Source organism: Mycobacterium sp. E2479 (assembly GCF_001667925.1).
Lineage (GTDB): Bacteria > Actinomycetota > Actinomycetes > Mycobacteriales > Mycobacteriaceae > Mycobacterium.
On record NZ_LZJR01000087.1, the window covers coordinates 51,561 to 73,921 of the forward strand.

Consider the following 22,361-nt stretch of genomic DNA (forward strand, 5'->3'; position numbering starts at 1 on the left):
GACGCCTAGCGCTCGGCGGGCCGCAGCACCACCTCGTGCATGTGGCCGTCCGGCGGGGTGGCAACCGCATTGGCCACCGCAGTCGCCACCGTCTCGGGCTTCAAAAAGTTGGCGGGGTCATACGTGCCGCCCTCGAACCGGACGAGTTCTCGCTGCATGTCGCTGTCGGTCCGTCCCGGATAAACGGTCGTCACCCTCAACTCCGGTTCGCCGCTGCGCAGCGAATCCGCGAAGGCGCGCAGCGCGAACTTACTGGACGAATAGGAGGCCATACTCCGCGAAGCGGTGCGGCCGGCGCCGGAGTTGATGAACACCACCTGTCCGCGGGCCCTTCGCAGCGCCGGCAACAGCGCCAGCGTAAGTTCCACCGCGCCAAAGACATTGACGGCAAAGGTGGCGCGCCATTCGTCGACGTTCGAGTCGGCAACACTGCCGGGTATGGCCACCCCCGCATTGTGCACCAGTACGTCGAGTTCGTCCACGATTTCGCAGGCGGCTTCGATATCGCCGGAGTCGGTGAGATCCAGCGGAAACGTGGTGGCCCCTAGTCGCTCCGACACCGCATCGAGCCGATCGGACGGGCGGCCCGCCAACAGCAGGGTATGCGTGGGTGCCAGCGCAGTGGCGATGGCCGAGCCGATACCACCGCCGGCGCCGGTGATGAGTGCATTGGGCATGCCCTGCAGTCTACCCACGGCACAGAGGTAACCGAAAACCGGTGACGGCGAAAGCCTTTCAGGCTTCCTTGCGTGCGGGTGGCACGCCGGCCGGTCCCGACGTCGGGTCACCGGAGGCCAGCCGTTCGAGTGGCGCCAACGCCTGCATCAGGGTGTCCAGGTCGGACGCCGGGAGCTGGCTCAGCATCGCGGCCAGCGAAGCGCGCCGATTAGCCAGCGATTCACCGTGGACAGCTCGCCCCCGCGGGGTGATGTCCACGAGTACCGCACGCAGATCGGACGGGTCACGGGAACGTTTGACCAACCCCACCTTCTCCAGCCGGCGGATCGCCACGGTCGTGGTGGGAGTTCGCACCCGTTCGTGTGCGGCGAGATCGGTCATCCGGATCGGGCCCTGGTCGAGCAGCGTGACCAGGATCGACAATTGCGCCAGGGTCAGCTCTCCGGCCGCCGCCCCGCTGGGGTCGCCGCGGCGGAGAATGGCAAACAGTTTGGACAGCGCTCGGTGCAAACCCTCGGCGAGCTCGGCTACCTCGGCCGGAGGCGATTCGCTGTCTGCCATAAATCGGGAGTCTATCCCGATATGAGGTGCTTACAAGGGAGCTATCGCGCACCAGATAGTTCAGGTCAAAGGACTTGGGACAAAAACCGCTGCAGCCGTTCGGTCTCTGCGGCATCGAATATTTGCTCCGGAGGGCCCGACTCCACGACCCTGCCGTGATCCATAAAAGCAACGACATCGGATGCCGACCGCGCGAAACCCATTTCGTGGGTTACCACAATCATTGTCATGCCATCCTCGCCGAGGTCCGCAATGAGTTGGAGTATTCCCTTGACCATTTCGGGATCCAACGCCGAGGTCGCCTCATCGAAAAACATCACCTGCGGCGCCATCGCCAGCGCACGGGCGATCGCCACCCGCTGTTGTTGTCCGCCGGACAGCGTGCTGGGGCGGGCACCGGCCTTGTGCTTCAGGCCAACTCGGTCCAGCTGTGCCAGCGCCAGGTCGCGAGCCTTGTCAGCCGGCAGACGCCGCAGCTTTCGCGGGGCCATCGCCACGTTGTCCAAAACGCTGCGGTGCGGGAAGAGATTGAAATGCTGGAACACCATGCCTATGCGTTGGCGCAGCTCGTCGGGATCATCGTGCAGCACCGATCTGCCATCCAGCAGAATGTCGCCGCTGTCGGGCTCATACAGGCGGTTCATGGTACGCAGCAGTGTTGACTTTCCCGAGCCGGACGGCCCGATGATCGCTACGGTGCTGCCCGCGGGTGCCTCGATATCGACGCCGCGCAGCACCTTGCTTGCGCCCAGCGTCTGGTGAAGGTTCTTGGCCGCCAGCGAGACTGACACTCGGGCATGAATGCTGGAGGTCACGTGATTTCCTGGCCGAATGTCGTCGCAAGTAGGTCGGCGTCGTCGTCCTCTGGGGCCGCGGCACTGCGGCCGCGGCGAAGGCGGGTGTCGATGTAGTTCACCAAATGCGTTAGCGGAATGGTCAATAGCAGATAGAAAAGACCGGCGGCCACCAATGGCGAAAGGCTGCCGGTCTGCGCGTTGAGGTCTCGTCCGACTTGAAACAGCTCCCGCTGATCGGCGATCAGGCCGAGGAAGTACACCAGCGCCGATGCCTTCAACAACCCGATGGCCTGATTGACCAGGGCGGGGAGCACGCGACGGACTCCCTGCGGTACCACCACCAGCCGCATCGCGGTGGAATAGCTGAAGCCCAGCGCCCGAGACGCTTCCAGTTGCCCGGGGTCGACGCTTTGAATTCCGGAGCGCAGAATCTCGCCGACGTAGGCGGCTGCCATCAATCCCAGTGCTGCGATGCCGAGGGGGTAAGGATTCTTGTTGGTCAACGCGCTGACCAACGGGCCGATGCCCATTCCGATCAGCAAGATGATCACCACTTCGGGCAAGCCTCGGAAAATGTCGGTGTATACCCGGGCCGGCCAACGCAGCCAGCCCCGGTGCGAGATTCCCGCCATCGCCAACACCATCCCCAACGCCAGACCGATCGCGAGGGCGCTGGTGGTCAGAATCAAGGTATTGGGCAATCCCGTGGTGAATAGAATCGGAATGGCCCGCCGGTACATATCCCAGTCGAAGAACGAATCCCCCAATTGCGCCAGTGGTGATTTCGGGGCGGGAGGGCCTGTGGGGGAGCGGTGTTGTTGCGCGATCGCGGCGAAGTCCGGCAGTTTGGGGATGGGGGCGGCTTTGGAGCCGGGCTTCCAGCCGGGCGGCAACGACCGCGGCACCCATTGGGTGTACAGGCGTGCCCAGGTGCCGTCGGCGATGACGGCGTCCAGCCCGGAATTGAGCGCGTCGATCAACGGCTTGTTGTTCTGGGCCACCGCAAAAGCCACGAAATTGCCTGGGCTGTAAGTGTTCGCGGTGACCACCGCGGGATCACCCGGGCGAATGACGGTCGCCGCGAGGCTTCCCGGCGCCACCCACGCATCGATCTGGCGGGATTTGAGGCTGGCGTACAAGGTGGCAAAGCTCGGATACTTCACGGGTTGCATATGCAGTACATCGACGACGTACGACTCCTCGACGGTGCCTTGCACGACGGCGATGCGCTGGGCGGCCGCGAGGTCGCTGAACTTGTGGATCGCCGAACCGGGCGGAACGACCAGCGAATAGAACCCGAAGTCATAGCCGTTGGTGAACGAGACGGTGCGCCGACGGGCTTCGGTGGCCTTAACCGCTGCCGAGCCGACGTCGAAGCGCCGGGACGCGACCTGGGCCAGCAGCGCGGAAAAGTCGGTACTGACGAACCGGACCGGCAGACCTAGTTTGTCGGCGATGGCGCGCAGCAGTTCGTTGTCGAAGCCGCTGAATTCGCCAGTCGGATTGATGCAGACGTTGGGCGGGGCATCCGATAACGTGCCGACCGTCAGCACAGCCGGCGTCCCGAGATCCAAGGCACCGACGTCGACCGCGCTGACCGGCTCGACCGATGCCGTTGTGTCGCGGTCGTCCTCGCCGGCGGTCGTGTTTTTGGTCAGGTCTTTGGGCAGGCTCCGGGCGGCCTCCACACCGGCCGGCGCGCATTGGTTCCAGTCGGCGGCGGCCGGCGCGACCGGGACACCCAATGCGACGCCGCATACCATGAGGACGGTCGCGGCCAGGCCAAAGGCCCGTCCGCGACGCTTGGCATACCGGCCTACGCGCGAACTCATCAGTGTCACGGTAACGACACAGCGGCAACGCGGCCCGATCAGAGTCGGTTCAAAGCGACAGCGATGGTTCGGCGCGGATGGTGTTCGCGCCGGGGATGACCGGCAGCGCGCCGGGACCGACCCGGCTGAAGTCGTCGGTGGGGGTGAAGACCCGCCGCCGGAACAGTTCGGCCAGCATTCTCTGGGCCATCAGATAGGAACGGTTGACGCACGCTGCCCGCGCGGCGTCGGGGTCGCGCCGCTGTATCGCCGCAGTCTCGTCTTCGTAGAACGGCAGCATCTCGTCACGTCCGCTTTGATACGTCGTCCAGAACAGGCGCGGGATGAGGTTCTGCGAGGCGCGGATCGTGGCATGCAGCCGCGGACCGGCGTATTCGTCGTTGACCGTGCGCCGGTATTCGGCGGCGATGTCGGTGAAGGCGCGCGCATCCTTGGCGCCGCGCAGCGAGCGCATCAGCCGATCGAGGTGCCCCAGGATCCGCGGCGTTGGGCTGGTCGCCGCGCGGGCGGACGCAATCGCATTGAGCAGCCCGTCGAGCTCGTGGTGCTCGAGCACGGTGGCTTCATCGAACCGTTCGACAAACGCGCCGCGGTGATAACGCGTGGACACGATGCCGTCGTGTTCGAGCTGGACCAGTGCTTCTTGAATAGGGACTCGGCTCACTCCTAAGCAGATCGCAATTTCATTGCGGTCGACGCGGTCCCCAGTGCGCAGCTTACCGGTCAACAAAAGGTGGAGGATGTGCGAAACAACCAGGTCCTTTTCTTTGACCCCGTATTTCTTCGGCATCTTTTTGTTGAGTCTCTTTCACACCGGTTCGGCCATCTAGCGGTGAGAGTTTCTCACGAATTGGCGCGTGCGTTTAGGTGTTTGCCCCATGTTCGATTGCAGCCGCCGGTCTAACGGTGATCGCGCCACTCGCACAGCGCTTCGGCGGCGGTCAGGTCGTAGTCCGGACCGTTCACGCCGACGGTCAGCAGGGTCACGCCTAGCGCGGTGAGGCCTTCGGCGTTGGCAATCAACCCGTCAAGGCGCTCGCCGCGGCGAACACCGCTGTTGTCCTCGACGCCGGCAGATCTCTCGATGGTGGACGGGTCGCGGCCCACGGCGGCGCAGTGTTCTTCAAGCACGGCCGACGCGGCCGGATAGGTTTCGACGGTGGTGAAGCCGTGCCAGATGTCGCCGTATTCGGCGACCAGTCGCAGCGTCTTTCGGGGGCCCTTACCGCCGATCAGGATCGGCAGCTCACGGGTGGGAGGCGGGTTCAGTTTGGCCAGCCGCGCTTGAATTCGAGGCAGTGCGGTCGCCAGGTCGTCCAGGCGGCTGCCGACGGTGCCGAATTCGTAGCCGTACTCGTCATAGTCCTTTTGTTTCCACCCCGAACCGATGCCCAGGATGAGCCGGCCGTCGGAAATATGGTCGACGGTGCGGGCCATATCGGCCAGCAGCTCCGGATTGCGGTAGGAGTTGCACGTCACCAGCGCGCCGATCTGGATGCGTGATGTTTGCTCGGCCCAGGCCCCGAGCATCGTCCAGCATTCGAAATGCGGACCGTCGGGGTCGCCGTAGAGCGGGAAGAAATGATCCCAGTTGAAGGCGATGTCTACGCCGATGTCCTCGCAGCGGCGCACGGCATCTCGAATCTGGCTGTACTGCGGCGCGTGTTGCGGCTGCAGCTGGACACCGATACGCACGGGACGGTCAGGAGTCATCTCCCCACCGTAGGCTCAGCGTGCGTCGAGCACCCCTCGCAGTAGGTCGATCAGCGCGCGGGGCTGGTCGCTTTGCACGGAATGGCCCGAATTCTCTACCACGTGCGCAGAACGGAAATGCTTTGCGCGACGGCCGAGCTCGGCCGCGTCCTCGTCGCTGACGAAGGCCGATGAGCCGCCGCGCACCAGCGTCACCGGTGCGGACAAGGCGTCGACGTCGTCCCACAGACTGGCGAAATCCGGGAAGGTGCGGATGGCGTCATAGCGCCACGTCCACTTGCCGTTGTCCAGCTTGCGCGAGTTGTGGAACACCCCGCGGCGCAGTGCCTTCACCTCGCGGTGCGGCGCCGCCGCGACCGTCAAGTCGAGCATGGCCTGGAAGCTGGGGAACTCGCGTTCCCCGTGCATCAGCGCTACGGTGCCCTGCTGCTCCTTGGTCATCTCCGAATGCCGTTGTAGTGCCGACGGAGTGACGTCGACCAGCACCAGCTCTTTGACCAGCTCGGGCGCGACCGCGCCCAGCCGGATCGCGGTCAATCCGCCCAGCGACATGCCGACGACGAGGTCGGCCGACGCGGCGTGTTCGCGCAGGATCGGCAGTAACGCGTCGGCGTTGTGCTGCGGCGAATAGTCGCCGTCCTCGCGCCAGGCGGAGTGGCCGTGGCCGGGCAAATCGACCGCAAGCGCGGGTTCACCGATGCCGACGATGATGGTGTCCCAGGTGTGCGCGTTCTGGCCGCCGCCATGCACGAACACGATCCGCGGGGGAGCGCTGCCCCACCTCAAGGCGCTGATTTTGCTTTCGCCCGTGCCGGACGCGACGCGCTCGGCTTCGGGCAGGGGGCCGGAGAATCCGGCCTGCTCGGCGTTTTCGGACAGCAGCGAGAATTCGGACAGCCCGGCCAGTTCGTCTTCGGAGATCTCGGTCACGATCTTTGACACTAGCGCCGTCGGTTCGAGCGGGTCGCCACCATCGGCTTGTGGCGATCGCAAGCGCGGTGTAGGCCGGGCGCAGCGGGTCGCCACCATCGGCTTGTGGTGATCGCAAGCGCGGTGTAGGCCGGGCGCAGCGGGTCGCCACCATCGGCTTGTGGTGATCGCAAGCGCGGTGTAGGCCGGGCGCAGCGGGTCGCCACCATCGGCCTAGAGGACGTAACGGCGGCGGATGCCATGGAAGCGTTCCCACATCGCGGCGACGCGCTCCGGCGCACTCGCCATGGCGGTTTCTTCGGGCAGGACGCCGAGCAGTTCATCGTGCTTGACCACTCGGGTGTCCAGCACGGCGGGTTCGCCCTCGAGCAGGTGCCGGTAGGTCAGATTGCCGCGTTCGAAGCCCTGGGTGTCCAGCCAGTTGTGCACGCCGGGATCGCGGTGAGCCATGACCAACCGGATGCGGCCGTCGTGGTCGATTTGGGTGCGGCTCGGTGTGTAGCTCACCGGGCGATACAGGTAGTCCATGCTGTTGAAGAAGACGCCCATGTTGGTGAACATCCACAGTCCGTCATGGGCGTCGAATTCGATGATCAGTGCCTCGTCGGCCGCCAGTTCCCAATACATGTTGGCAGCGGTCCGGCCGCGCTTGTTGTCGGCGTCGGTGGCGCCGACGCGCGGGAAGGTGTTCGGGTGTTCGGCGTCCACGCCGCCGTGGGTGAAGGGGTACTCGGGCCAATCGGACATCAGACCGGTGACGAAATCACCGGCCCAGCGCATCGCGTCGACCATGTCGGAAGGGCTGGGCAATGGCTTGGGGGAGGCCATGTCGACGCGTTCGAGGCACATCTGCGCCGGCGATTCGTCCCACCGGTCAAACCCTTGGCGGATGAACAGTTTTCGTGATTCCGGCGTGGTGGGCAGCCAGTTGGTCGACCGCTCGGCCCCGCCGATGTAGAGCTCGAAGCGTCCGTCCCCACCGATGTCGAGTTGATGGCCCAGCAGGTTGGCCTGCGGTGTGTCACCGAAGGGTTCATGCAAGACGCCCGGGCCGGGCGGACGTCGTCCCTGCACGGTGACGTTGAAGAAGCGCGCGGTGCCCCGAGTGCCGGTGATCCGGTAGGTCGAGTGTCCGTCGATCCATGCTTGTTGGTAGGTGAAGTCGGCACAGTCACCGCCGAGCTTGCGGGTGGGGCCGCAGAAGGTGTGCAGCGCCGGATAGCCGGTGTCGCGGGTTTCCAGCGCCAGATCGAAGGCCTGACCGAGATTCTGGGTCAGAAATCGGTATGCGTCGGCGCGCTGCAGTGCGGCGCCCGGGTTGGCGTCTTTGAAGACTTGTTCGCCCGCGCGTTGGAGTCGGGCACAGAATTCTGCCCATGCCGAGCGCAGCGCCTCGTCGTCGAGGCCGTCGCCGAAAGTCATTGTCAGGCACCCAATCTGTCCAGTATTGCGCCGACAACGCCGCAGGCGCGACGCGCGGATTGCAAGCGGCCCTCCGATTCGATGCGGGGCCCGATCAATTCCAGGTCGAATCCGTGTGTGTAGCCACCGGCCAGAACCTGGCCAATGAAGGCTTCGAGGGGGATCGCGCCGTCCCCAGGCACCGCGCGACCCGGAAGCGCTCGGTCGCCCAGCACGTAATCGCTGAGCTGAATGAGCTCGGTTCGTGGCAGCGCCTGCTGCACCATCGCTTCGACATCGCCCTCTGCCCAGCAGTGGAACACATCGATGCAGATGCCGAGCCCGCTCATCTCGGCCAACGCAACGGTATCGCGCAGGGTGTGGGCGAGATGAATATCGGCGTACAGGCTCGAGGCGTTCTCGATCGCCAACGACACACCTGCCTGCTTGGCGCGCTCGACACAGGGGGCGATCATGGCGGTGAAGCGGTCGGCGGCCTGCGGCCAGGTCAGCGCGCCCCGCCCGCCGCTGAGCAGATAGACCACGCGCGCACCCACCGCGGCCGCGGCGTCGATCACTTCCAGCAGCGCGTCCCGTGCTGCCTGCGCGCTGGTGTCCAGCCGGCCACCGCCGAAGATGTGGCACGCCGCCTCCACAGTATAGGTATTGCGCTGCAATAACTTCGGGAATCCAGGATCGAGCAGCTCGCTGTCCAGAACGCTCAACCGCGACACGCCGAGGGCCGCCCAATGCTGTTCCACCTCGGCCAAGGAAGCGCCGAAGAAGGTGACATCGTGGACCGACAGACGTTTGTGCGGCGTCGTCACGTCAATCACGGGCTTCGATCTCGACGCCGAATCGTTCACGAAACGCCCGGAATTCGGCGTGCAGGGCGTCGAGGTCTTCGCCGATGTCGACCAGCAGCTGGGTGGAGTAACGGAACTTGCCGTACCGGTCGCCGCGATTGTTGGCCAGGTAGTCGCGCATGGCCGATTCGGCGGCGGGCGTCACCTCGCGGCCGGCGAATGCGTAGTAGCGCTGCACCGTACCGACTTGATCGGCGACGAAATCGGTGTAACGGATGTGCAGAATGCGCGGATCGTTCACCATGGGATTGCTCATCGTATTGGCAATGCTGGCGCGCGTCAGTTCCAGATGCAGCTTTGCGTGGGCGTGGAGGTCAACGGGACCGACCATACCTTCGGCAATGTCAGCCATCATCATCGTGCGTGAGGCCGCGACCTGGACAGGATCGCGGTGCAGCCACACCAGCGTGGCGTCGGGATAGGCGTCGAACATTTCTTTGAGCCGAAAGCCATGAAAACCCTTCAGCACCCAGTACTTTCGCGGCCGCTGATATTGCAGCTGCTGCAGCATGGCCTTGTGCAGCCGATATTGCGCGGCCGGATCGGTTGGCAGACCGCCGACCAGTGATTGCATCGGCACCCGCCACCACGCGGTGGGGGTCAGCACCCGGAAGTCGAACGCCCAGGTGCGTTCGTCCTCGGGAAGGCCGTCGCCCAGCATGTCGTTGTAGGGGTGGCTGTGCAACCATTTCGGCATCTTGGCGTTGATCTCCCGCCAGTCGGCATCGGCGCGCGTGCGGCGCTGGTCGTTGGGCGTGGCCAGCCCCGGCGGGGGGGATGGGTACATCACCTCCCAGAACCGCAGCGCTCTGGATCGCGGGTCGACCGACATCAGGGCGTGCATAAGCGTTGTCCCCGAACGGGGTTCGCCGGTGACGAACATCGGCGACTCGATGACTTCAGCGCCTATCGGGTAGCGGTTGCGGTCCTCGATGAGTTCGAGGCGCGACGTCAGCAGCCAACGACATACCTGCGTGGCTTCGAAGCGCCCATCCGCATCCATGCCCAGATCGTTCAGATGCCCGACGGCGATAGCGAAGCGTTCTGGCAAGGTGGGATCACCGTAGTCGCGCAGTCCGGTTTCCGCCTCGGCGGCGGCGAGCATCTCTGCGGCGTCCAAACCCGTTGTCACGAACGGTCTCCGCAGAGTCGTACCAGCTCGTCCTCAGCCGCGCGGACGTTCGCTGACGAAGCCTGTGCGAAGTTGAGTCCGGCCATGGCGCCGTAGTCGAGGATCTTGGGCACACGCAGGCCCGCGTCTACGTACGTCTTGACGATCTTGGCGACCTCTTTCGGCGTGCCGTGGGGTACGACGGCCAGAACCATCTCGGGGCGCACGTTCTCCAGAAACTGGACGATCCGTTCCCGAGTGAGTACCGCCGGGTCGATGTCCTGGAAACCACCCCAATTCTCACCCATCGGGTGGTCAAACCCAAAGCCGCGCAGCGTCTTTGCAGAGACCTGCAATAGAAAGGCCTTGACCAGGGGAGCCTGCAGGATCTCGGCGAGGGCGGTGTCGTCCGCACCGATCAGGCACACCTGGATGAAGCAGGGGACGATCGCCATCGGATCGCGGCCGGCGCGTTCGGCGGACGACCGCACCGCCGAGAGCATCTGGGCGTAGTGCTCGGGAGTCCAGGCGCCCGCCGGCCACCACCCGTCGGCGTACCGACCCGCGATGTCGAGCATTCGTGGACCGCTGGCGCCGATCCAGATCGGCGGAGGCCGGCCGTCGTAGGGTTCGGTGTCCAACCGGGCATGGCGCAGCGAAAAGAACCGGCCGTCGAAGTCGACCGGGCCGTCGCCGCGCCACAGCAACTGGATCACCGTCAGCGCTTCCTCGAAGCGGCTGACCGAACGCGAGAAGTCGAAGCCGTAAGGCAGCGTGTTCTCGCTCTCGCCGCTGCCCAGTCCGAGGATGAAACGACCCTTGGCGAGGTGATCGATGGTCAACGCGGTCTGCGCGAGCATGGCGGGATGGCGGCGCACGGTATCGACCACGGCGCTGACCAGAGGAACCCTTTCGGTGAGCACGGCGGCCGCGGCCGCTACGGCGAGGCCGTCCAAGTGGCGGTGCGGTGAGGGGGAAGCGGTGGCCAGGTCGGTGAATTCGGGTGTCCAGATCGAGTCCGGCCAGAAGCTGACCATGTGGTCGGGCAGCCAGATGGAGTGGTAGCGACCGCTGTCGAGTCCGGCGAGTCCGGACAAGTCAAGGGGGAGCGTGGTACGCAGAAACGCTGCGGGCTGAACGGTCATCGAGACATGATGCTAAGCACCTGCACAGCAGTGTGTCGATGGTTTGACGATTGCGCCCGCCGCACCGGCCGCACCGGTACCGCGCACCGATCATTGGGTGATCCGCAAAGGCGCTGGTTGTGGTCGGTTATGAGGTTGGTGGCAGTCGGCTGAGGGGCGGGGGTCCGTTGAGTGCACCGTGGCAGCGCCGAGGGTTTGTAGAGCTCGAGCCAGCGGGCACGGGCGCAACCTCGTTGGGTGTCGAAGTCAGAGGCCCTACTCGGTGCAGGGTGCGATTGAATCGTCGGTAGGTCACTGATCTCGTTGTAGAAGCGCGAGCGACAGTGTGCGCTTCGGCGAGGTCAGATCGCCCGCTCTAGAGGTTTCGAATCACCCCGACTGCTCGAGCGCGTAGGAAATCGCGTCGATGACGTGCTTGACAGACCTCTCGCCGAGCCGCGGGTAAACGGGAATGTACATGGCGTTGTTCTTTACGCGCTCGGCGTTGGGACACTTCTCTTCGAATTCCGGATAGATTCCCAGGCCGCTGACGATCGAGAGGTTCGTTGTACCCGTGTCGATTCCGCGGCTCGCGAGTGCTTTTCGGAAACGCTCCGGGTCCGGGGCGAACACCACGAACTGCCAGTACACGCTCCGCGCGGGCTGGTCAGTTCGCGCGCAGGGTTCGCCGAATGCCACTAGAGGCTGGCGGATCTCCGCAACATTCGAGATTCGTCTTTCGTCTTCCTTCTCGACCTTCGCCAGCATCGCCAACCCGGCTTCGGCCTGCGCCCAAGTAAATTGCTCGAAGTAGTCCTCTGGAAGCACGGTGTCGGGTTTCAGGTTTTGGCGCGCGCCCGTGAGCGCTTTTTGCTTCTCCGGATTGATCCTTCCGACCAGCGAAAGCATCGGCGCCACGGCGGCTGTGAAGACCGGACGGCGCGTAGCGACGTTCGTGATGAGGGTTTCTATAATTTTCGCGCGAAGGCGCGCAGGGGGTGTCGGCTTCAGCGAATCCTTCGCCTCTTGGAGATGCTTCGCGAGTGCTGGGTCGTTCGTGACCGCGAGTCCGCCGCCGTAGGCGTCCAAGGTCTTGGTCCTCGAACACGAGTAGATGCCAACGTTTCCGAACGTGCCGAGCTTCTTGCCGTTCCACGAGGCGTTCAGCGCGTGCGAGAAATCCTCTACTACGAACAAAGCGTGCTCTCGGCACAGGGCCATGAGTCGGTCCACGTTGGGAGCGATTCCGAACAGATAGGTGAGCAGGACCGCGCGGGTTTTGGGAGTGATCGCCTTCTTCAGTTCGTCGAGGTCGAAGCACAGCGTGTCCAGCTCGATATCGGCGAATACGGGTTTTAGGCCGAGGCTGATGACGATATCCATCATCGGCTTGATCGTGATGGGCGGCATGATGATCTCCGAACCCGGTTCGAAGTTCTGCGCTTTTAACGCGAAGTAGAGCGCTGTTCGTGCATACGGAAACGCGTGCGCGCTGCTTACGCCCATGTAGCGCGCAAAGGCGCGTTCGAACTCCGCGACCGTTTCGTTCGCTTGCGCCTTCGAGGTGCGGTTCAGGTCCCGGAACGAAGCGATGTAGTTCCGGACATCAAACCTCACGGGATGGTAGATGATGGTGCGCGGGATAGCCACGGATTCCTCAGTTTTCGAGCGGAGCGGTTTGGGCGATTCGAGACGCGTTTGCCATCGCGAGTAAGGCAACCGTCGTTGCGGGTACGGAAGAGAAGACGCTGCTGTCGACGACGTGGATTTGCCGCCACCCCTTTGGGCGTCCCAGCAAGTCCGTGTGCATCTCGTCGCTGGGAGCCTTAGTCATGGGCAGCGTACCGCCGAAGTGCCAGCCGATCGGATGCAGCGGGTCGCCGTACATCAACGGGGTGACGGGTACGACGCCGACCATGGACAGGAGCCGGGTGAGTCGTCGCGAACCCTTTTTCATTACATGTGCAAATTGCGTTGAAGGCTGAATTCTTACCGAAAGGACGCTGCGTTTGTTGGCGCCTCCGGGGTTCAGGCGCACCAGATAGGAACCGGCTAGATCCGAGTGAAAATTACACTGCGCGATAAGGAGTCGTCGGAGCGCGAGTTTGCGGACGTTGTCGAAGAGCCTGTCATTCGCTTGGTAACCCAACTTCGCCAGGATGAGCTCGTTGGCTGGGCTGATCTGCGTATGGATCCAATGGTCCGAAATCGAGGGATGTTTGAACTCGAAGAAGGCTCCCGAGAGGGTGTTGGCGTTTGGCCACTCGTATGGCGCGCCTCGAACGTTGACCATCGGGACAACGAAGCCCTGCGTCGTCTTCATTACCGCCGGACGGTCATAGAGTCGTTTCGACTCGAGCACGAGGCGCGTCGAGTTGAGCGCGCCGGCCGCAACGAACAGACGATCAACCACGACCTGTTCGGGGCCTGCGCTGGTCTCGCAGAGGACTTCTACCTCGTTGCCGCGCTCCGAAAATTCGATCACCGTTCGGCCAGATCGGTAGTCGACTTCGCCGGCTCGAATCATCTTCCGGAGGTCTTGCTCGGCGGAGTAAATCGATCCGTAGACACACCCCGAAAGGCAGCGCCCACAGTAGACGCACCCGGGACCGTCCGGACCGTCTATGGCGCGGACCGCAATGCGCGCTTGCCCGTAGGCCACGTCGTTGCGGCTTCGAAAGAACTGCGAGCGTTCCAGCGTCCGCAGAAAGGATTGGACGAGCGGCGACGGGGCGAGCGGCTGAGCGTCGTCTCGGTAGAGAGGAAACACGCGGGCCAGCGCATCGTTCGTCGCGGAGAACGGCAAGTCCCGCAGGACAAGCTCGTAGTACGGATCGAGATCGCGCGCGTCAAAGGGCCACGCCTGCAGATCGCACGGTGCGGCGGGCAGCATCGCGGCACCCCAAATCGTGCTGTAGCCGCCGCGTGCCATGGAGGGGCTCGGGCCATCCTCGACCACGTCGAGCGGCGCGTTCGCCCTCGTGCCCGCGTAGGGGTAGTCCGACCCGAACGCAAGTCGCAGCACTTTCTTCTGCGAAACGGTGGGATTGTGCGTGACCACGGCCAGATCCTCGGCGCTCCACTCCGTCTTCTGCTGCGCGCCCATCCGCGTCACGACGGCCTGTCGATCGGCGTCGAGCGTTTCTCCTACGTCGAGGATGATGGGGCGAACACCGCGCCGCACAAGCACTTTCGCGACGGCAATAGCAGTGTGCCCGGAACCGACGATGCCGACCGCCGTCATAGTCCGGCCTCCGGAAAAGCAGCGTCGAGGCGCTTGACATGCCGCGCGGGAATGCCCGCGACCACGGTATTGGCCGGGACGTCTCGAGACACTACCGCTCCCGCCGCGACCACCGCGTTTTCGCCGACCGTAACCCCGGGCAGGATGGTCGCGCCGATGCAGATCCATGCCCCGTCTTCGATGATGACCGGCTTCGCGCCCATTGGAAGGAAATCTTTCACGGGTGTGTCCGAAGGGCTGTCCATGTGGGCGGTGATGATGCAGCGATGGGAGATCGTGACGTGATTGCCGATGCTCACGAGTTCCGGGAAGTTCGTCTCGAGCTCGACATTGAAACCCATGTACACGTCCGAGCCGATTCGAATGCCCATGAGCCGATAAAGGACGATTCGCCCAGAGGTAAATGGGCATAGGTTGGCCAGCTTTAAACAGAAGAAGCGTCTAAAGAGCAATTTGAGAGCAAGCGATGGACTCATGCCCGCAGCCTCCGGCGCCTCGAGGTGGCGTAGAGATGACGCAACATGAACGCCGCCATCACCGAAAAACAGGCATAGACGGATTGGTTGTTGCGCGGCTCGGCGACATTGAGCCGAAAGAGGACGCCCGCAACCGTGTAAACGAACGATAGCGCGAACCACGCCATCTCCAAGCGGCCCTCCCACGCGGCGCGCAGAATCCCGGACGGCCGGAACGCGCAAATGTTGGTCCCGGTAGTGACGACCCAGATCCGCAGTGAGCGACGGAGCCGGGCGGCCCCGACACCACCCCCTTGCCGTACCAGAGCGATTCCGCGAACGTACTTCTGGAGATCTGGCCGGCTTGGTACACGACGACGATGTTACGTGCCGCCCACGGTCCGATCGGCAGCGCCGCGCACACGACGATGACCGACGGAGTACCGGCCCCGTCCGAAAGACTTCCGGAAACGGGGTTGCCGCAATCTCGAACGTCTCAGCCCGAGATGATGAACTCTTCGAGCTGGCTGCGCGCGATGTCGTCGGGCAGCTGCTGCGGCGGGCTCTTCATCAGGTAGGCCGACGCCGGGATCACCGGACCGCCGATGCCGCGGTCCTTGGCGATCTTGGCGGCGCGCACCGCGTCGATGATGACGCCTGCGGAGTTCGGCGAATCCCAGACCTCGAGCTTGTACTCCAGGTTCAGCGGCACATCACCGAAGGCGCGGCCCTCGAGCCGCACGTAGGCCCACTTGCGGTCGTCGAGCCAGCTGACGTGGTCGGACGGGCCGATGTGCACGTCCTTGGTTTTGAACTCGCGCTGCAGGTTCGAGGTGACGGCCTGCGTCTTGGAGATCTTCTTGGACTCGAGGCGCTCGCGCTCGAGCATGTTGAGGAAGTCCATGTTGCCGCCGACGTTGAGCTGCATGGTGCGGTCCAGCTGCACGCCGCGGTCTTCGAACAGCTTGGCCATCACACGGTGGGTGATGGTCGCGCCGACCTGGCTCTTGATGTCGTCACCGACGATCGGCACGCCGGCGTCGGCGAACTTCTTGGCCCACACCGGGTCCGAGGCGATGAAGACCGGCAGCGCGTTGACGAACGCCACGCCGGCGTCGATGGCGCACTGGGCGTAGAACTTGTCGGCCTCTTCGGAGCCCACCGGCAGGTACGACACCAGCACGTCGACGTTGGCCTCGCGCAGCGCCTCGACCACGTCGACGGGCTCGACGTCGGACACCTCGATGGTGTCGGCGTAGTACTTACCGATGCCGTCCAGCGTCGGCCCGCGTTGCACCGTTACGTTGGTGGGCGGCACGTCGGCGATCTTGATGGTGTTGTTCTCCGAAGCGAAGATCGCCTCGGACAGGTCGAAGCCAACCTTCTTGGCGTCCACATCGAACGCGGCGACGAACTTCACGTCGCGGACGTGATACTGGCCGAACTTCACGTGCATCAAGCCGGGCACGGTGCTGTTCGCGTCGGCGTCGTAGTAGTACTGCACGCCCTGAACCAGCGAAGACGCGCAGTTACCGACGCCGACAATGGCGACTCGTACCTCCGTCGACGCCTGCGGCGCGTTCTGCTCACTCATATGGGCGTTCTCCTAACCTCTAGCCACTGACTGGGATGCTGGGTTCGTGCAGGGATTTACGTTTGCTCGGAGAGGCCGGGCATAGCCCGCTCCGCAGCGATGAGCTCGTTGAGCCACTTGACTTCGCGCTCACTGGACTCGAGCCCCAATTGATGAAGCTGGCGGGTGTAGCGGTCGAACGAGCTACTGGCCCGCGCAACCGCTTCGCGCAGACCTTCCCGCCTTTCCTCGACCTGACGGCGGCGGCCTTCCAGAATGCGCATCCGCGCCTCTGCCGGAGTCCGGTTGAAGAACGCCAGGTGTACCCCGAAGCCGTCGTCGGTGTAGTTGTGGGGACCGGTGTCGGACACCAGTTCCCCGAAGCGTCGGCGGCCCTCGTCGGTCAGCTGGTAGACGCGGCGGGCCCGCCGGACCGGCGTCCCGGCCGGGGCGGCATTCTCGGCAATCAAGCCCTCGGCCTGCATGCGCCGCAAGGCCGGGTAGAGCGATCCGTACGAAAACGCCCGGAACGCGCCGAGTAGACCGGTCAGCCGCTTGCGCAACTCGTAGCCGTGCATCGGCGACTCGATCAGCAGACCCAGGATGGCGAGCTCCAGCAATCGAATCACCTCCCTGAAAGGATTTGCGTGGCTGGTTACGACGGTTCGACGCCTCGCGCAATCGTATCGTCTCGATATATTAGCCACAACACCACCAACTGTTGGTGTGGAGTTCGTCGCAGCGCGTGGGTGTGAAATGCGCCGTGGGTTCGGTCTTTACGTGGGCAGATTCGTCTGCTTGACGGTGCCGTCACCCGAGAAGGTGACGTATCCGCCTCCGTAGTCGCTGGACACATACAAAGACAGCGAAAGCGCGCCCGGTGTGGTCGGGTCGGTTGCCGGCTCGACGATCAGGTAGCTGCTCTTGACGTCAGACGGCTTCATGTGCAGCGTCTCGGGGGCGCCGCGCATGATCGCCACGGTCTTGGTCACATCGAATTTGCTCAGGTCGACCGGGACGGGCCCGTCGGCCGAACTCTTGGCCGAACTAGTCGGATCGCCCCAGCCACCGCGATAGGTATACGCCAGTATCCGGCGGTCGTCGGAGGGATCCGGGCGGTCTAGAGCCGCATAGGTCGGGTAGATCACCAACCGGTAGCCGATCGTGTCCCCCACACGCTTGCGCATCTGCTCGAAGAGCCCGGTGAGCCCGCCGACCGAGTGCAGCTGTGTGGGCGGCGTGAGCACCACGGGGGCGACTCCGTCCGGCTTGGCTCCCGGATCGGTGGTGAAGTCCAGCGGCGAGCGGGTGTTGCCGTAGAGCCCCCACCCGATGCCCATGCCCAGCAACACCGACACGACGAAGGCGGCTGCCAGCACTCGCCAGCCGCCGACGCGCGGTACCTTCGGCTGCGAGTCGAGGGCGGGCGGTTGCCGCCCTGCATTGGTCTGCAGATCGTTCACCAGGGCGTACAAGTCGCCCAGCGTCACTGCCTTGGTGGCCGCGCTGACCCGCTCCCGGTGCTCTTCGGCGGAGAGCTCGCCGTCGGCCAGAGCGTCGTCGAGGACCGTGCACGTGTCTTGACGGTCGGTGTCCTTGGCGCGGGTAGTCGTCGTCGCGCCGGCGGCCAGCGTTGTCCCGAGCCATTTCGCCACGGAGACGATCGTAGAAGTCCAGTCCCCGGTTTGGCGCAGAAACCACCGTCGACTACTGCGCGCCGGGCGCCACGGTTCGGTTGCGTATCCCTGCTCGAGATGGCGACGTACTCTGGTGGGCGTGCGATTGCAGCGACAAGTGGTGGACTACGCGCTCCGGCGGCGCTCACTGCTGGCCGAGGTGTACTCGGGCCGCACGGGTGTGTCCGAGGTTTGTGACGCGAACCCGTATCTGCTGCGCGCCGCCAAGTTTCACGGGAAACCGAGCCAGGTCATGTGTCCGATCTGCCGCAAGGAGCAGTTGACCCTGGTGTCATGGGTGTTCGGCGAACACCTCGGTGCGGTGTCGGGCTCGGCGCGCACGGCCGAGGAATTGGTGATGCTGGCAAGCCGCTTCGAGGAGTTCGCCGTCCACGTGGTGGAGGTGTGCAGGACCTGCAGCTGGAATCATCTCGTCAAGTCATATGTGCTCGGTGCGGCTCGCACGGCACCTCCGCCCCGGGGCACCGGACGCACGCGGACGGCGCGCAACAACGCCCGCACGGCCATTGAATAACGAAGGGCGCCACGACCAGCCGACCGGTGACCAGCGTGGGCCAGCGACTGAGCATGTAGGCGATAAGAGTTCTGATGACCGTCCGGGCCCCGACCGGCCGGGCGCGGGTCCGCGGGAGCCAGAACGCCGCGAGGCGCCGCCGGCGATCAAACGCCGCCGTCAGGCCCCGCCCGATGATCGGATGACGACGATCCTGCCGCCGGTAGAAGGCGACCGGGCGCCCCGGCGCTCCGATCCCATCGAGGAAGTCAAAGCCGCGCTGGCCGGCCCCCCTTCCACGCCCTTACGGCGAGACGCGCTCGACGAGGTCAAGGCCGCACTCGACAGCCGGGGCCCGACGTCCGGGCGGCAAGAGCGGGCCAGCCTCGGCGGTGGGCCGCCTGCGGGACCACCCCCTCCGCCGCGGCGCCCCGGACGCCCGGGAGGACCCGGCGGTCCCGGCGGGCGACCCGCCCCACCGTGGCGCGACTGGACCTGGACCGAGCAGATCAACTGGTTGTGGGTCCGGCGCGGGCTGTACCTCTCCGCGGCCGTGCTGGTGTTGCTGCCCATCGTCACGTTCGCGATGGCGTACTTCATCGTTGACATTCCGAAGCCGGGCGACCTTCGCACCAACCAGGTTTCGACCATCCTGGCCAGTGATGGCTCGGAGATCGCCAAGATCATCCCGCCGGAAGGCAATCGGGTCGACGTCAACATCAACCAGGTTCCCGTGCATGTACGCCAAGCGGTGATCGCCGCCGAAGATCGCAATTTCTACTCCAACCCCGGGTTCGATTTCAGCGGTTTCGTGCGTGCGGTGAACAACAACCTCTTCGGCAGCGGTGACCTGCAGGGTGGCTCGACGATCACGCAGCAGTACGTGAAGAACGCGCTGGTGGGTTCGGCGCAGCACGGAGTCAGCGGCTTGATGCGTAAGGCCAAGGAATTGGTGATCGCGACCAAGATGTCGGGGGAGTGGTCGAAAGACGATGTGCTGCAGGCCTATCTGAACATCATTTACTTCGGGCGGGGCGCCTACGGGATTTCAGCCGCCGCCAAGGCCTACTTCAACAAACCCGTCGAGCAGCTCACGGTTTCCGAAGGCGCCCTGCTGGCGGCGCTCATCCGGCGGCCGTCCTCACTGGACCCGGCGATCGATCCGCAGGGCGCTCGGGCGCGCTGGGCGTGGGTGCTCGACGGCATGGTGGAGACCAAGGCGTTGTCTCCGACTGACCGTTCCGCTCAACAGTTCCCGCCGACCGTGCCACCGGATCAGGCGCGCGCACAGAACCAGACGACCGGGCCCAACGGGTTGATCGAGCGTCAGGTGACCAGAGAGTTGATGGAGCTGTTCAACATCGACGAGCGCACCCTGAACACCCAGGGCCTGCAGGTCACCACCACCATCGACCCGAAGGCCCAGCAGGCGGCGGAGAAAGCGGTGTCGAAGTATCTCGACGGCCAAGACCCCGATATGCGTTCGGCCGCAGTCTCGATCGATCCACATGACGGCGCGGTACGTGCGTACTTCGGCGGCACCGACGCCAACGGGTTCGACTTCGCCCAGGCGGGGCTGCAGACCGGGTCGTCGTTCAAGGTGTTCTGTCTGATCGCCGCGCTCGAGCAGGGGATCGGCCTGGGCTACCAGGTGGACAGCTCACCGCTGACGGTCGATGGCATCAAAATCACCAATGTCGACGGTGAGAGCTGCGGTACCTGCAACATTGCCGAGGCACTCAAGCAATCGCTGAACACCTCCTACTACCGCCTGATGCTCAAGCTCAAGGGGGGACCGCAGGCCGTCGCGGACGCAGCCCACCAGGCCGGCGTCGCGACCAGCTTCCCCGGTGTGGAGCACACCCTCTCCGAGGATGGCAAGGGCGGCCCGCCGAACAACGGAATTGTGCTGGGCCAGTATCAAACCCGGGTGTTCGATATGGCCTCGGCGTACGCCACGCTGGCGGCTTCCGGCGTGTATCACCAACCGCACTTCGTGCAAAAGGTCGTCAACTCCGACGGCCAGGTCCTTTTTGACGCCGCCAACTCCGACAACAAGAACGAGCAGCGCATCCCCAAGGCCGTTGCCGACAACACCACCGCGGCGATGGTGCCGATCGCCGCCTATTCCCGCGGCCACGCGCTGGCGGGTGGCAGGCCGTCGGCGGCCAAGACCGGTACCACCCAGCTCGGTGACACCACCTCGAACAAGGATGCCTGGATGGTGGGCTACACGCCGTCGCTGTCGACGGCGGTGTGGGTCGGCACGGCCAAAGGCGATAGCCCATTGGTAACCGCTTCGGGCGGACCGGTTTACGGGTCGGGTCTACCATCGGATATCTGGAAGTCCACGATGGACGGCGCGCTCAAGGGCACGTCCAACGAATCGTTCCCCAAGCCGACGGAGATCGGCGGTTACGCGGGTGTGCCGGTTGCGCCTCCGCCGCCCCCGCCGCCGTCGGAGACCGTCATCCAGCCCACCATCGAAGTGGCGCCGGGCATCACCATTCCGGTCGGTCCGCCCACGACGATCACCGCGGCGCCGCCGGCGCCGGGCGGCCCACCTGGTGGTCCGGAATCGGGCGGCCCGCCTGGTGGCCCGCCAGGCGGTTTCGGCCCGCCTGGTGGTGGTGTCCCGCCGGGCGGTTTCGGCCAGCCGGGCATCGGCGTCCCGCCGGGCGGACCCCAAGCGCCGCCACCGCCACCGTGACCGACGCCGCGGAGCACGGCGCGGCCACTTCACCGCAGCGGCTGGCCGCGGATCTGCGCAGCGCCGACAACCGAGATTGCCCGAGCCGCAACGACTTCCTTGGCGCCGCACTCGCCGACGTCGTCGGGGGACCGGTGGGCCGGCACGCGCTGATCGGCCGCTCCCGGCTGATGACCCCGCTGCGGGTGATGTTTTTGATCGCGCTGGTTTTCCTGGCGCTGGGCTGGTCAACGAAGGCGGCCTGTCTGCAGAGCACCGGCACCGGCACGGGCGATCAGCGGGTGGCCAATTGGAACAACCAACGCGCTTACTACGAGTTGTGCTACTCCGATACCGTGCCGCTCTACAGCGCAGAATTGTTGAGCCAAGGCAAGTTTCCCTACAAGTCGAGCTGGGTCGAGACCGACTCGACGGGCGCCCAGCAGATCCGTTACGACGGCCAGCCCGCGGTGCGCTACATGGAATATCCGGTGCTGACAGGTATCTATCAGTACGTGTCGATGGCGCTGGCCAAGACGTACACCGCGCTGAGCAAGGTCGCCCCGCTTCCGGTGGTCGCCGAGGTCGTGGTGTTCTTCAATGTTGCGGCGTTCGGGCTGGCGCTGGCCTGGCTGGCCACCGTCTGGGCGAGTGCGGGCCTGGCCGGGCGGCGAATCTGGGACGCCGCATTGGTGGCGGGCTCGCCGATCCTGATTTTTCAGATATTCACCAACTTCGACGCGCTGGCAACGGCTTTCGCGATGGCCGGACTATTGGCGTGGGCGCGACGAAGACCTGTGCTGGCCGGTGTGCTGATTGGCTTGGGTGCCGCGGCGAAGCTGTATCCGTTGCTGTTTCTGGGCCCGATGCTGCTGCTGGGAATCCGGACCGGGCAGCTGCGCGGATGGGTTCGTACCGCGTTGGCCGCCGGGGCGACCTGGTTGTTGGTGAACCTGCCCGTGCTGGTGTTTTTCCCGCGTGGCTGGTCGGAGTTCTTCCGGCTGAACACGCGCCGCGGCGACGATATGGACTCGCTGTACAACGTCATCAAGTCGTTCACCGGTTGGCGGGGATTCGACCCCAAGCTCGGGTTCTGGCAGCCGCCGACGGTGCTCAACACCGTCGTCGCGGTGCTGTTTGTGGCGTGTTGCGCCGCAATCGCATTCGTCGCGCTGACCGCGCCACAGCGCCCGCGGG

General features: G+C 64.8%; 20 protein-coding genes. 3 read left to right on the plus strand and 17 right to left on the minus strand.

Translation table 11 applies throughout. The annotated features are described in order from the left end of the window. Positions 1–5: 5 nt before the first annotated feature. From A5686_RS13410 to A5686_RS13490, 17 genes are all read right to left on the minus strand, one after another. Positions 6–677, minus strand: coding sequence for an SDR family oxidoreductase (locus A5686_RS13410; RefSeq protein WP_067934826.1), 672 nt, complete (start codon positions 675–677; stop codon positions 6–8). A 58-nt stretch (positions 678–735) separates the two neighbouring features. Beyond that, positions 736–1,239: a MarR family winged helix-turn-helix transcriptional regulator gene (locus tag A5686_RS13415; RefSeq protein ID WP_067934827.1), complete on the minus strand. Its 504-nt coding sequence runs from the start codon at positions 1,237–1,239 to the stop codon at positions 736–738. Positions 1,240–1,304: 65 nt separating this feature from the next. After that, positions 1,305–2,042 (minus strand): amino acid ABC transporter ATP-binding protein, encoded by a 738-nt coding sequence (locus A5686_RS13420; RefSeq protein ID WP_369829708.1) that lies wholly within the window; start codon positions 2,040–2,042, stop codon positions 1,305–1,307. A gap of 8 nt (positions 2,043–2,050) precedes the next feature. Next, complete coding sequence (locus A5686_RS13425; RefSeq protein ID WP_067934830.1) at positions 2,051–3,868, minus strand: ABC transporter substrate-binding protein/permease; 1,818 nt, start codon at positions 3,866–3,868, stop codon at positions 2,051–2,053. A 49-nt stretch (positions 3,869–3,917) separates the two neighbouring features. Beyond that, positions 3,918–4,658 (minus strand): GntR family transcriptional regulator, encoded by a 741-nt coding sequence (locus tag A5686_RS13430; protein WP_067934832.1) that lies wholly within the window; start codon positions 4,656–4,658, stop codon positions 3,918–3,920. A 110-nt stretch (positions 4,659–4,768) separates the two neighbouring features. Continuing rightward, complete coding sequence (locus A5686_RS13435; RefSeq protein ID WP_067934833.1) at positions 4,769–5,581, minus strand: LLM class F420-dependent oxidoreductase; 813 nt, start codon at positions 5,579–5,581, stop codon at positions 4,769–4,771. A gap of 15 nt (positions 5,582–5,596) precedes the next feature. After that, entirely contained in the window at positions 5,597–6,511 is a 915-nt protein-coding gene (locus tag A5686_RS13440) for an alpha/beta fold hydrolase (RefSeq protein ID WP_067934862.1), read from the minus strand. A gap of 213 nt (positions 6,512–6,724) precedes the next feature. Continuing rightward, entirely contained in the window at positions 6,725–7,933 is a 1,209-nt protein-coding gene (locus A5686_RS13445; RefSeq protein ID WP_067934835.1) for a DUF1214 domain-containing protein, read from the minus strand. A 2-nt stretch (positions 7,934–7,935) separates the two neighbouring features. Beyond that, complete coding sequence (locus tag A5686_RS13450) at positions 7,936–8,739, minus strand: sugar phosphate isomerase/epimerase (protein ID WP_067934837.1); 804 nt, start codon at positions 8,737–8,739, stop codon at positions 7,936–7,938. A gap of 1 nt (position 8,740) precedes the next feature. Further along, positions 8,741–9,910, minus strand: a complete 1,170-nt coding sequence (locus A5686_RS13455; protein ID WP_067934839.1) for a sulfotransferase — start codon at positions 9,908–9,910, stop codon at positions 8,741–8,743. Further along, positions 9,907–11,034, minus strand: coding sequence for an LLM class flavin-dependent oxidoreductase (locus A5686_RS13460; RefSeq protein WP_067934840.1), 1,128 nt, complete (start codon positions 11,032–11,034; stop codon positions 9,907–9,909). Before A5686_RS13460 ends, A5686_RS13455 begins: the two co-directional genes overlap by 4 nt. 369 nt (positions 11,035–11,403) lie before the next feature. Beyond that, complete coding sequence (locus A5686_RS13465) at positions 11,404–12,663, minus strand: DegT/DnrJ/EryC1/StrS aminotransferase family protein (protein WP_067934842.1); 1,260 nt, start codon at positions 12,661–12,663, stop codon at positions 11,404–11,406. 7 nt (positions 12,664–12,670) lie between these two features. After that, a complete protein-coding gene (locus A5686_RS13470; protein ID WP_067934844.1) occupies positions 12,671–14,257 on the minus strand; it encodes a GMC oxidoreductase in 1,587 nt (528 codons plus the stop codon). Beyond that, positions 14,254–14,733: an acyltransferase gene (locus A5686_RS13475; RefSeq protein WP_082947628.1), complete on the minus strand. Its 480-nt coding sequence runs from the start codon at positions 14,731–14,733 to the stop codon at positions 14,254–14,256. Before A5686_RS13475 ends, A5686_RS13470 begins: the two co-directional genes overlap by 4 nt. Before the next feature lie 475 nt (positions 14,734–15,208). Next, positions 15,209–16,306, minus strand: coding sequence for an inositol-3-phosphate synthase (locus tag A5686_RS13480; RefSeq protein ID WP_067934848.1), 1,098 nt, complete (start codon positions 16,304–16,306; stop codon positions 15,209–15,211). Between the two features lie 56 nt (positions 16,307–16,362). Next, positions 16,363–16,905: a PadR family transcriptional regulator gene (locus A5686_RS13485; RefSeq protein WP_067934864.1), complete on the minus strand. Its 543-nt coding sequence runs from the start codon at positions 16,903–16,905 to the stop codon at positions 16,363–16,365. 156 nt (positions 16,906–17,061) lie between these two features. Beyond that, complete coding sequence (locus A5686_RS13490) at positions 17,062–17,940, minus strand: DUF1707 domain-containing protein (protein ID WP_067934849.1); 879 nt, start codon at positions 17,938–17,940, stop codon at positions 17,062–17,064. A 121-nt stretch (positions 17,941–18,061) separates the two neighbouring features. On the opposite strand from A5686_RS13490, the gene A5686_RS13495 reads away from it, so the two are divergent. The 3 genes from A5686_RS13495 to A5686_RS13505 form a co-directional block, all read left to right on the plus strand. Further along, positions 18,062–18,496 (plus strand): DUF5318 family protein, encoded by a 435-nt coding sequence (locus A5686_RS13495; protein WP_067934865.1) that lies wholly within the window; start codon positions 18,062–18,064, stop codon positions 18,494–18,496. Between the two features lie 181 nt (positions 18,497–18,677). Beyond that, positions 18,678–21,185: a transglycosylase domain-containing protein gene (locus A5686_RS13500; protein ID WP_369829706.1), complete on the plus strand. Its 2,508-nt coding sequence runs from the start codon at positions 18,678–18,680 to the stop codon at positions 21,183–21,185. Then, on the plus strand, positions 21,182–22,361 hold a 1,180-nt coding region (locus tag A5686_RS13505; RefSeq protein ID WP_067934853.1), incomplete at its 3' end, for a glycosyltransferase family 87 protein. The genes A5686_RS13500 and A5686_RS13505, both read left to right, overlap by 4 nt.